Source organism: Streptomyces sp. SDr-06 (assembly GCF_003324565.1).
Lineage (GTDB): Bacteria > Actinomycetota > Actinomycetes > Streptomycetales > Streptomycetaceae > Streptomyces.
This window is the reverse complement of record NZ_QOLA01000008.1, coordinates 273,550-284,555: the sequence shown is the minus strand read 5'-3', so window position 1 is coordinate 284,555 and position 11,006 is coordinate 273,550. Positions and strand designations below refer to the sequence as shown.

Here is an 11,006-nt window from a genome sequence, read left to right as displayed (position 1 = left end):
CAGGACTTTTCAAAGGAACCTCGATCCACCGAAGTGGACGGGGTTGTCAATCTGGCGTTGACTTTTGGCACGCTGTTGAGTTCTCAAGGAACGGACGCTTCCTTCGTACTCACCCTCACGGGCTTTCTCCGGGCGCTTCCCTTCGGCATTTCGTGTTTCCAGCTTAGCAGACCCAATTTCTTGTTTCCGCCACCCGCTGGAGCGGGCATTTCGCTTTCCGACCTTATCGGCTTTCCGGCGATTCAGACTCTAGCAAGTCTTTTCCGTCTTCCTGACCACCGTCTCCGCAGCATGCAGAGTCAGAAATCCAGGTTAGGATCGGGACTTGGTAGGCGCCGCCGACCGCCGAATCACAGTGTTGTGATGGGGTCAGGCAGGAGTACGACAGTACAGGCCGCCGGGAGTTGAGGCAAATCGTTTCCGGTGTGCACCTAGGTCCGCCAACCGTCACCTGTCGTGCGGAACTGGGACTTCTTATGACTTACCCTTCTGAACAGTACGCCGTCCAGGACAGGTAGTGACGGCGACACTTGAAGCTCCGCCCCTGGGAGGCTCCCCATGACTAGCGTGACGTCCCCACTTGCCGGACAGGCCATCGGGCTCGCTGCAGTGCCCGACCCCGTCTTCTCCGGCGCGATGGTGGGCCCCGGTACCGCTATTGATCCCGTACGTGAGCCGTCGGCGGCCGTGGCGCCCGTGGACGGCGTCGTTGTGTCCCTGCACCCGCACGCCTTCGTCGTCGTCGACGACGAGGGCCACGGTGTGCTGACGCACCTCGGAATCGACACCGTTCAGCTCAACGGCGAGGGCTTCGAGCTCCTCGTCAACAAGGGCGACACCGTGACGCGCGGCCAGGAGGTCGTGCGCTGGGACCCGGCCGCCGTCGAGGCCGCCGGCAAGTCCCCCATTTGTCCCATCGTGGCTCTCGAGGCCACCACTGACTCCCTCGCCGGTGTCGTCGACAGCGGTGACGTCAAGGCCGGCGACGCGCTGTTCAGCTGGCAGTGACGCCCGCGCCGCCGCGACGGCGCGCTGGACGGACCACAACGGCGGCGGCCGAGACCGCCGCGACTATCGGAGACGGGTGAGATGGAGACAACGCTGCGAGGCGTCGGCGTGAGCCACGGTGTGGCGATCGGCGAGGTACGGCACATGGGCACGGCGGTCCTGGAACCGCCTGCCAAGCAGATTCCGGCGTCGGAGCACGAGCGCGAACAGGGGCGCGCTCGCCAGGCGGTGGAAGCTGTGGCGGCCGACCTGATGGCGCGTGGCAATCTGGCCGGCGGTGAGGCGCAGGCCGTGCTCGAGGCCCAGGCGATGATCGCCCAGGACCCGGAGCTGATGTCCGACGTCGACCGGCGCATCGTCGTCGGCAGCACCGCCGAGCGCGCCGTGTACGACGCGTTCTCGCACTACCGCGAGCTGCTCGCGGGTGCCGGTGAGTACATGGCGGGACGCGTCGCCGACCTCGACGACGTGCGGAACCGGATCGTGGCGCGTCTGCTCGGCGTGCCGATGCCGGGTGTGCCGGACAGCGACGAGCCGTACGTGCTCATCGCGCGGGACCTCGCGCCCGCCGACACGGCGCTGCTCGACCCGGCGCTGGTGCTCGGCTTCGTGACCGAGGAGGGCGGGCCGACCAGCCACAGCGCCATCCTGGCGCGGGCGCTCGGTGTTCCCGCGATCGTGGCCCTGCCGGGCGCCGGTGAGCTGGCCGAGGGCACGCTCGTCGCCGTGGACGGCAGCACGGGCGAGATCTTCGTGGACCCGAGTGCGGAGAAGCAGGCCGAGCTCGAGCGGGCCGCCGCCGAGCGCAGGGCGGCGCTGTCCGCCTCGTCCGGTCCCGGCGCCACGTCGGACGGCCACAAGGTTCCGCTGCTGGCCAACGTCGGCGGTCCCGCCGACGTTCCGGCCGCCGTGGAGGCGGGCGCCGAGGGCGTCGGTCTGTTCCGTACCGAGTTCCTCTTCCTCGACGACTCCGCCAAGGCGCCGTCGGAGGAGAAGCAGGTCGAGGCGTACCGCAAGGTTCTGGAGGCGTTCCCCGAGGGGCGCGTCGTGGTGCGGGTGCTGGACGCGGGCGCCGACAAGCCGCTCGACTTCCTGACCCCGGCCGACGAGCCGAACCCGGCGCTCGGCGTGCGCGGTCTGCGCTCGCTGCTGGACCACCCCGAGGTGCTGCGCACGCAGTTGACCGCGCTGGCCAAGGCCGCCGCGGGTCTGCCCGTGTACCTGGAGGTCATGGCGCCGATGGTGGCCGACCGTACGGACGCGAAGGCCTTCGCCGACGCGTGCCGGGAGGCCGGGCTGCAGGCGAAGTTCGGCGCGATGGTGGAGATTCCCTCCGCCGCGCTGCGGGCCCGCTCGATCCTGCAGGAGGTCGAGTTCCTGTCGCTGGGCACCAACGACCTCGCGCAGTACGCCTTCGCCGCCGACCGGCAGGTGGGCGCGGTGTCCCGGCTCCAGGACCCGTGGCAGCCCGCGCTGCTCGACCTGATCTCGCTGTCCGCCGAGGCCGCCAAGGCCGAGGGCAAGAGCTGTGGTGTGTGTGGCGAGGCTGCCTCCGATCCACTGCTGGCCTGTGTCCTGACCGGTCTGGGTGTCACCAGCCTCTCGATGGGTGCGGCGTCCATTCCTTATGTGCGGGCGACGCTGGCGAAGTACACGCTGGCCCAGTGCGAGCGCGCGGCGTCCGCGGCGCGTGCCGCCGACACCGCGGAGGACGCGCGCAAGGCCGCTCAGGCGGTGCTGTCCGGAGAGTGACCGGATGGTCGTGAGACCAGTGTGAGAGGGGCTTCCCGTCGCGGTGCGGCGGGGAGCCCCTCTCTCTTTGTCCTTGCTCTCCTGTCCGGGCTCTCCTGTCCGGTCTCCGGCCCCTCGTCGCTTCAGTGGTGGGAGTCGGGCTGGTCGACGGGGAATCCGGGGCGGTACTCCGCGTCGGGTTCCGGCGCGAGGGGGTCGCCGGTCTCGGCGTCGGTGCAGTACGCGCTGAAGACCTCGCCCGCGGTCAGCGGGTCGAGCCTGCCCTGGTGCAGGCGCCAGCCGTGCAGTCGGTCGGGGGCTCCCGATTCAGTCGTACGGAGTACCAGTCCACCCGCGCTGTGCCGGGCGATGCCGGATGCCAGGACGGTCACGAACTCCGCCGCGTCGGTCTCGTCGAGCCGTACGGGGTCGAATCCCGTCCGCTGCGCGTGCAGGACGGCGATGAGCTGTTGCTCCTGGGCGGGGATGCTGCACACCAGGTGGTGGGTGCCCGGGCCCGCTGCTTCCAGCAGGTTCAGCAGCAGGTGCGAGGCGCTGTCGAAGGCTGCCCGGCCGATGTCCTGACCGCATTCGGCGCACTCCCCCGCCTCGGCCAGAAGCAACGTCGCGTACTCCCAAGTGGCCTTGCGGACCGCCTTGTTGATGAGCTGCGGGACCAGGCTGTCGATGGGCTGGCCCGCGTACGCCACGCAGGCGCCGCCCGCGGCCAGTTCGGCCGTGAAGCGGGTGCGGCTGTCCGCGCTGTCCGGGTCCAGGCCTCTGGACGCGCAGAACTCGGTGAACTCGTCCGGGTCGAAGAGCGCGACCGTGGTGTGCGCGCCCTGGGCGGCCAGGGCGCGCAGGAGTCCTTCGACCTGACGGAGGTAGGCCGTGTGGTCGTCGAAGACGAAGGATCGGTATCTCGTCATGGCCGTGAAGTCGTGCGCGTCGGCGATCAGGCCGACGGTGCTCGGCATTTCACGGCGGAGTGTGCGGCGGATGGCCCTGATGTGATTGGCGTGCGCCATGTTTCCCCCTGAGCACGGTGTCGATCAATGCTCACTCACCGTAACCGAAGGCACTGACAGCGCTGTCCGCCGCGGGCGGGGTTGGACGAGGCGGTGCTGGACCAGGCACGTTCCGGCGATGACGGTGCCGAAGGTGAGCCAGCCGGCCGGTCCGGTCGCGATGGCCGCGGTGACGGCGAGGGGGCCGACGCTGCGCTGGACCGACTGGGCCAGGCCGTGCACTCCGAGATAGGCGCCCTGCGCCGCGTCCGGGGCGAGGGCGATCGAGAGCTCCCAGGAGATGGTCGCGTGGATGATCTCGGCCAGCGTGAAGGCCGCCGTCGCGATCAGGAGGCAGGCGGCGGCGAGCGCGGCGCCGTGCGCCGCGGAGGCAGCGATGGCCACGCCCGCCAGCGCGAAGATCGCGGAGAGCGGGAGCAGGAGTCGCCGGGCCGCCGCGGTGGTGGCGCCGAAGCGGGCGAGGGGCACCTGGAGGGCGACCACCATCACGTTGTTGAGCACCATGAGCAGCGGGACGAGGCCGTGCGGGGCGTCGGTGGCGTGGACGGTCCAGAGCGGGAGGCCGACCTTGAACACCGCGTCGTCCAGGAAGAGGACGGTTTCGGTGGCCACGAAGGCCAGATAGCGGCGGTCGCGCCAGGGGGTGGCCGGATGCGGCCGGGCCGCGGGGTCGCCGGATCTGGCGACGGTGCGGGAGGGGGCCGATGGTTCGGCGCACAGCGCGGTGATGAGGGCGGAGCCGACGAACGAGAGGGCGTTGCCCGCCAGGAGCCACTGGTAGGCGGAGACCGAGCCGATGGCCAGGGCGCCCGCAGCGGCGAGGCCGCCCACGGCCCAGCCCGCGTTGGCGATGGTGCGACTGACGGCCTGGTAGCGGACGCGGCCGGGGCCGGCGATGCGGGCCGCGTACAGCTTGGTGAGGACGTTGGCCGAGCGGTCGCCGAAGCTTCCCACGGAGGCGATCAGGAGCAGGAGGGCGAAGTTGTCGGTGGTCAGGAGCGCGAACGCGGCGACGGCGCGCAGGGTTTGGAGGCCGACGAGGAGGCGGGTGAGGGGCAGTCGGTCGGCGATGCGGCCGCCGATGGGTGCGCCGGCGATGCCGACGGCGCCGGAGGCGGCGACCAGGGTACCGATCTGGGCGAGCGAGAGCCCGGCCACGTAGGTGAAGTAGAGGACGGAGACGGCTTCCCACAGGCCGCTTCCGGTCCGGTCGACGAAGGCGACCGACAGCATCCGGCGGCCGTCGAGGCCTCCCGGGACGCGTTCCCACAGCGCTGCCCTCCGGCGGCTCCAGTTCATTGCTCCCCCTTGACCGATGTTATGTATTGGTACAGAATTACTTACGTGGCAGCACAATATTCGATCTCTGGTACGACAGCCAAGGGGATTGCCGCGTCCGTCGAGCGCGCGGTCGCCGACGGGGGCCTGGGCCCCGGGGACGCGCTCCCTCCGGTGCGCAGGCTGGCCGAGGAGCTCGCGGTGAGCCCCGGCACGGTCGCCACCGCCTACAAGGAGCTGCGCGGGCGCGGTGTCGTCGTCACACGCGGACGCGGGGGCACCGTGGTGGCCGCGGCGCCCGCCGTCGCTTCCCGCAGGCCGCCCAAGGTCCCCGAGGGGCTGCGGGATCTGGCGGGCGGGCACCCGGACCCGGCCTTCCTGCCGGATCTGCCGGGTCTCCTCGCGCCGTCCACGGGCCCTCGCTCCCACCGGTCCACACCCCGGCTGCCTCAGCTGGAGGAGCGCGTGCGGGCCTGGTTCGCGGGAGACGGGGTGCCCTCCGAGTACGTGACGTTCGCCCACGGCGCGCTCGACTGCGTCGCACGGCTGCTGGCCACGGAGCTGCGGCCGGGGGACGCGGTGGCCATGGAGGACCCCGGGTATCACCATCTGCTCGACCTGCTCCACGCCATGGGGCTGCGCACGGTCGCGGTCGCCGTGGACGACGAGGGCATGCGGCCCCAGGCGCTGCGCGAGGCACTGCGCGGCGGCGCGCGGGCCGTCGTGTGCAGCCCCCGGGCGCAGAACCCGTACGGGGGCCGGTTCTCCCGAAAGCGCCGCGACGAGCTGGTCGAGATGCTGCGGACGGCGCCCGAGGTGCTGGTGATCGAGAACGACCACGCCGCCGAGATCGCCGGTGCGGAGCTCAACTCCCTTACACAGGGCGGGCTTTCGCGGTGGGCCCACGTGCGCACGGTCACCAAGTACCTGGGCACCGACCTGCGGTGGGCGGCCGCCGCGTGCGACCCGGTGACGCTGGCGCGGCACGACGGACGGCTGCTGCTCACCTCGGGGTGGGTGAGTCATCTGTTGCAGGCGGCGGTGCTGAGCCTGCTGGACGATCCGTCGGCCCAGCTCCTGGTGACGCGCGCGGAGGCCACTTACGGGGAGCGGCGCGCGGCTCTCGTCGACGAGCTGGCCCGGCGCGGGATCACGGCGCACGGGGCGAGCGGGATGAACGTGTGGGTGCCGGTGCGCGACGAGTCGGCCGTCGTCAACGGGCTGCGTACGCGCGGCTGGTGGGTGGCCGCTGGGGCCCGCTTCCGCATCGCCGCCGCGCCCGGCGTACGCATCACCGTGGCCGGTCTGGACAGCTCGGAGGCCGGGCGGCTGGCCTCGGACTTCGCCGCCGCGCTGGGCGAGTCCGAGGCCACCTACGGCGGGTGAGGCGGGCCGGTCAGCCCCGCTTGCGGGCGATGTCCTCGTAGAAGCGCAGCAGGTCCAGGTTGTCGACGGAGCCGGGGTTGACGGCCTTGTCGAGGGCCGTGCCCTGCAGCAGGCGCTTGACGGGCACCTCGATGCGCTTGCCGGTGAGGGTGTGCGGGACGCCCGGCGCCTCGATGATCTCGTCCGGCACGTGGCGGGGCGAGAGCTGTTCGCGGATCGCCTGCTTGATCTTCGTACGGAGCGCCTCGTCCAGGACCGCGCCCTCGGCGAGGTGGACGAACAGCGGCATCCAGTAGCCGCCGTCCGGTTCTTCCAGGCCGATGACCAGGGACTCGCGGATCTCCGGAAGGCGTTCGACGACCTCGTAGATGTCGGCCGAACCCATGCGCACGCCCTGGCGGTTGAGGGTCGAGTCGGAGCGGCCGTGGATGATCACCGAGCCGTGGTCGGTGAGGGTGATCCAGTCGCCGTGGCGCCATACGCCCGGGAACATGTCGAAGTAGCTGTCGCGGTAGCGGCTGCCGTCCGGGTCGTTCCAGAAGCGGATCGGCATCGACGGCATGGGGTTGGTGACGACCAGTTCGCCGACCTCCCCGATGACCGGCGCGCCCTGGGCGTCCCAGGCCTGGAGGTCGGTGCCGAGGCAGGGTGCCTGGAGCTCGCCGATGTGCACCGGGAGGGTCGGGACCGCTCCCGCGAAGCAGGAGCAGACGTCGGTGCCTCCGCTGACCGAGGCGATCCACAGATCCTCGCGCACCTCGTCGTGGAGCCAGCGGAACCCGTCGGGCGGCAGCGGCGAGCCGGTGGTCGCCACGCAGGTGACGCGGGACAGGTCGAAGTCGCGGCCCGGGTGCACGCCGGCCTTGCGGCAGGCCATGACGTACGCGGCCGACGTGCCGAACAGGGTGGCGCCGGTGCGCTCCGCCACGCCCCACTGCGCGCCCGTGTCGGGGTACCCGGGGCTGCCGTCGTACAGCACGACGGTGGTGCCGGTGAGCAAACCGGAGACGAGGAAGTTCCACATCATCCAGCCGGTGGAGGTGTACCAGAAGAAGCGGTCCCCGGGGCCGAGGTCGCAGTGCAGTCCGAGCTGCTTGAAGTGTTCCAGGAGGATGCCGCCCTGGGACTGCACGATGGCCTTGGGCAGGCCCGTGGTGCCGGAGGAGTAGAGCACCCACAGGGGATGGTCGAAGGGCACCTGCTCGAAGACCGGCTCCTGGTCGCCCGCGGTGAGGGCGGACCATTCGAGGGCGCCTTCGGGGGCGGGCGTGCCGAGCAGGGGGATGTGGACGACGGCGCGCAGGGTGGGCAGTTCGCGGCGCAGTTCCGCGACGACGTCCGTGCGGTCGTGCCGCTTGCCGCCGTAGCGGTAGCCGTCGACGGTGAACAGGACGACGGGCTCGACCTGCTGGAAGCGGTCGAGCACGCTGCGGGCGCCGAAGTCGGGCGCGCACGAGGTCCATACGGCGCCGACGGCGGCGGCCGCGAGCAGCGCGGTGACCGCCTGCGGAACGTTGGGCAGATAGCCGCTCACGCGGTCGCCGGGGCGCACCCCGAGAGCGCGCAACTCGGCGGCCAGCGAGCCGACTTGGCGGCGCAGTTCCGACCAGCTGATCCCGACCGGTTCCTGGCTCTCGTCGACGTGGAGCAGCGCCGGGTCCCCGGCCCGTGCCGGGTCCTCGGCGGTGCGCAGCGCGTGTTCCGCGTAGTTCACGGTGGCCCCCGGGAACCACTGGGCGCCGGGCATCGTTCGATCGGCGAGGACGGCTTCGTACGGGGAGGAGAAGCGGATGTCGAACCACGCGGCGACGGCCTGCCAGAAGGTGTCGAGCTCGGTGACCGACCAGCGGTGCAGAGCCGGGTACCCGCCCTCGGCCGGTGCCCCGTAGCGGTCGGCCGCCCAGGCCTGGAAGCGGGTGATCCGCGCACCGGCGATGCGGTCGGAGTCCGGCTGCCACAGGGGCGCGGGCTGCGGAGCGGGGTTCGCTGCTGAGGTCATGGGTCGGCTCCCGGGCTGTAACGCGTGGTGTGCGTGTGTCCCGCGCACACGCGAGGGGGTGTGCGCGTGAGGCGGCTGACAGGGACGATGCCATGTGATCGTCTTCCGCACCAGGGTCCCCCACCCATAGTCGGATGCCGGGGCATGTGGTGCCGCCACGGGTGAACGGCAGTTGAACGAACCGCGCACAGGGCCGTCCGGGTGGCAGGCTGAGCTGCATGAACGGCGATGACCTGGTGCGCTCGGTGAAGGCGGTCGGTTCGGTGCGGGGGCTGCGGGCGATGCGCTCGGCCGTGCGGCGGCGCCGGGCGGACGCACGGGACCTGCCCGCGCGGGGGCCGGAGCGGGCCCGGGTGCCGGGAGTGGTGACCGGGGCCGAGCCGAGTGCGGGCGGCGGTGTGCTGCGGTTCGCGCGCTCCGAGCTCATGGTGCGGGTCGCGGCGGGCGGCGCGGTGTTCTGGGGCTGGGACGGGGCCGGGCCCGAGCCGTCCTACGCGCTGGGCGGCCGCGTGCCCGAGCCGGATCCCCGGGCGGTCCTCGAACCGGACAAGGACGGGGGCTGGCGGGTCGTGTCCGAGCGGCTGACCGTGGTCATCTCCCGCCACGGCGCGGTGGACGTGTGCACACCGGGCGGGGTGGTGCTGCGACGCGAGCTGCCGCCGCGCTGGTGGGAGCCGGTCGGGGGCGGCCCGGCCCGCTGGTCGCAGCGGTCCGAAGTGGCCGCGGACGCGCGGTTCTTCGGGCTCGGCGGGCGGGCCGCGGGGCCCCGGCTGCGGGACGGCGTCTACCGGCTGTGGAACACCGACCCCGGCGGCGCCTTCGTGCCCGGCGACGACCCGCTGTACATCACCATGCCCGTGCAATTGGTGGTCGCGGACGCGGGGACCCACCTCGCGTTCTACGACAGCACCTGGGACGGCCGGGTGGTGCTGCGCGAGGGCGAGGAGGGCGCCGGGTCGGGGCACGACCGGCCGGGCGGCAGCGAGCTGCGCATGGACGGGGGGCCGCTGCGCTGCTGGGTGGTGGCGGGCACCCCGGCCCGGGTGCTCCAGGGGTGGACGGCGCTCACCGGCGCGCCCGCCGTGCCGCCGTCCTGGGCGCTGGGCCCGCAGCACGCCCGCTGGGGTTTCGGCAGCGACCGGGAGGTGCGGCGGATCGCGGCCGGGTACGCCGAGCGCGGTCTGCCCCTGTCGGCGCTGCACCTGGACATCGACCACTACGACGCCCACCAGGTCTTCACGGTCGACCCGGAGGCCTTTCCCGACCTGCCGCGCCTGGCCAAGGACCTGGCGGACGGCGGCGTACGCCTGGTCTCGATCGTCGACCCCGCGGTCAGGGCGGACCCGGACAATCCGGTCTACGCGAGCGGGCTCGCCGCCGGCGCCTTCGTCAAGGACGCCCGGGGGCACGAGGTGCGCGGCGAGGTGTGGCCCGGCGAGTGCGCCTACCCGGACTTCACCGATCCCCGGGTCCGCGCCTGGTGGGGCGGGCTCTACCAGGAGCGGCTCGACCAGGGGTTCGCCGGGGTGTGGCACGACATGAACGAACCGGTGTCGTTCGCGCCCTTCGGCGATCCGACACTGCCCAGATCCGCACGGCACGACCTCGACGGCCACGGCGGCGACCACCGCGAGGCCCACAACGTGTACGGCCTCACCATGGCCCGCGCCGGATACGAGGGGCTGCGCAGGCTGCGCCCGCACGAGCGGCCGTTCCTGTTCTCGCGCTCCGGCTGGGCCGGGATGCAGCGCTACGGCGGCACCTGGTCCGGCGATGTGGCGAGCGGCTGGCCCGGCCTGCGCGCCTCGCTCTCCCTGGTGCTCGGCCTCGGCCTGTGCGGCGTGCCGTACTCGGGGCCGGACGTGGGCGGCTTCACCGGCAGCCCCTCGCCCGAGCTGTATCTGCGCTGGTTCCAGCTGGGCGCCTGGCTGCCCCTGTTCCGTACCCACTCGGCCAAGTGGGCGGGGCGGCGCGAGCCCTGGGAGTTCGGCCCCAAGGTGCTGGAGAGCGCGCGGGCCGCGCTGGCCGAACGGGAGCGGCTGCACCCGTACTTCGTGACCCTGGCCCACTGGGCGCGGCTGACGGGTGCGCCCTATGTGCGGCCGCTGTGGTGGGGCGCGCCGGCCGACCGGGCGCTGCGCGACTGCGAGGACTCCTTCCTGCTCGGCGACGCGCTCCTGGTGGCCCCGGTCCTGGAGCCGGGTGCCGACCGGCGGGCGGTGCGGCTGCCGCGCGGGCGCTGGTACGACACCACGACCGGCGAGGCGCACGACGGCCCGGGCCAGGTCCTGCTGAACGCGCCCCTGTCCCGGATCCCGGTGCTCGCGCGGGCGGGCTCGGTGATTCCGGTGCGGGGCGACGGGGGCGGCATCGAGCTGGAGGTGTGGGCGCCGGCCGCCGGGCGTACCGGGGGCGGGATCGTGGTCAGGGACACCGGGGACGGCTGGGAGCCGGCGGAGGTCGAGCGGTTCTCGACCCGGGTCGCCCACGGCCGGGTGGTCGTGGAGCGGGCCGACGGCGGGGCCGGCGGCGAGGTAGGCCACCCGGTGCGGGTGCGGGGCGCGGTCCGCTGAGCG

At 72.5% G+C, this 11,006-nt stretch carries 7 protein-coding genes; 4 read left to right on the top strand and 3 right to left on the bottom strand.

Features of this window, described 5'->3' with window-relative positions; translation table 11 throughout:
- Positions 1–558 precede the first annotated feature (558 nt).
- Positions 559–1,008 carry a PTS glucose transporter subunit IIA gene (locus tag DT019_RS19550; RefSeq protein ID WP_114038133.1) on the top strand — a complete coding sequence of 150 codons (450 nt, stop codon included), beginning with the start codon at positions 559–561 and terminating at the stop codon, positions 1,006–1,008.
- Positions 1,009–1,089: 81 nt separating this feature from the next.
- Positions 1,090–2,760, top strand: a complete 1,671-nt coding sequence (ptsP, locus tag DT019_RS19545; RefSeq protein ID WP_114038132.1) for a phosphoenolpyruvate--protein phosphotransferase — start codon at positions 1,090–1,092, stop codon at positions 2,758–2,760.
- Between the two features lie 122 nt (positions 2,761–2,882).
- Here the strand turns inward: ptsP and DT019_RS19540 are convergent, their stop codons facing one another.
- Positions 2,883–3,767, bottom strand: coding sequence for a hypothetical protein (locus DT019_RS19540; protein WP_114038131.1), 885 nt, complete (start codon positions 3,765–3,767; stop codon positions 2,883–2,885).
- A gap of 24 nt (positions 3,768–3,791) precedes the next feature.
- Entirely contained in the window at positions 3,792–5,066 is a 1,275-nt protein-coding gene (locus tag DT019_RS19535) for an MFS transporter (protein WP_317617780.1), read from the bottom strand.
- A gap of 45 nt (positions 5,067–5,111) precedes the next feature.
- Between DT019_RS19535 and DT019_RS19530 the strand changes: the two genes are divergently transcribed.
- Entirely contained in the window at positions 5,112–6,431 is a 1,320-nt protein-coding gene (locus DT019_RS19530; protein WP_114038129.1) for an aminotransferase class I/II-fold pyridoxal phosphate-dependent enzyme, read from the top strand.
- A 10-nt stretch (positions 6,432–6,441) separates the two neighbouring features.
- On the opposite strand, the gene DT019_RS19525 is transcribed toward DT019_RS19530, so the two are convergent.
- A complete protein-coding gene (locus DT019_RS19525; RefSeq protein ID WP_114038128.1) occupies positions 6,442–8,430 on the bottom strand; it encodes an acetoacetate--CoA ligase in 1,989 nt (662 codons plus the stop codon).
- Between the two features lie 218 nt (positions 8,431–8,648).
- Between DT019_RS19525 and DT019_RS19520 the strand changes: the two genes are divergently transcribed.
- Positions 8,649–11,003: a glycoside hydrolase family 31 protein gene (locus tag DT019_RS19520; RefSeq protein ID WP_114038127.1), complete on the top strand. Its 2,355-nt coding sequence runs from the start codon at positions 8,649–8,651 to the stop codon at positions 11,001–11,003.
- Positions 11,004–11,006: the final 3 nt, after the last annotated feature.

Coding starts and splice junctions, on each gene's coding strand:
- DT019_RS19550 (WP_114038133.1), top strand. CDS start 559: ATGACTAGCGTGACGTCCCCACTTGCCGGACAGGCCATCGGGCTCGCT.
- ptsP (WP_114038132.1), top strand. CDS start 1,090: ATGGAGACAACGCTGCGAGGCGTCGGCGTGAGCCACGGTGTGGCGATC.
- DT019_RS19540 (WP_114038131.1), bottom strand. CDS start 3,767: ATGGCGCACGCCAATCACATCAGGGCCATCCGCCGCACACTCCGCCGT.
- DT019_RS19535 (WP_317617780.1), bottom strand. CDS start 5,066: ATGAACTGGAGCCGCCGGAGGGCAGCGCTGTGGGAACGCGTCCCGGGA.
- DT019_RS19525 (WP_114038128.1), bottom strand. CDS start 8,430: ATGACCTCAGCAGCGAACCCCGCTCCGCAGCCCGCGCCCCTGTGGCAG.
- DT019_RS19520 (WP_114038127.1), top strand. CDS start 8,649: ATGAACGGCGATGACCTGGTGCGCTCGGTGAAGGCGGTCGGTTCGGTG.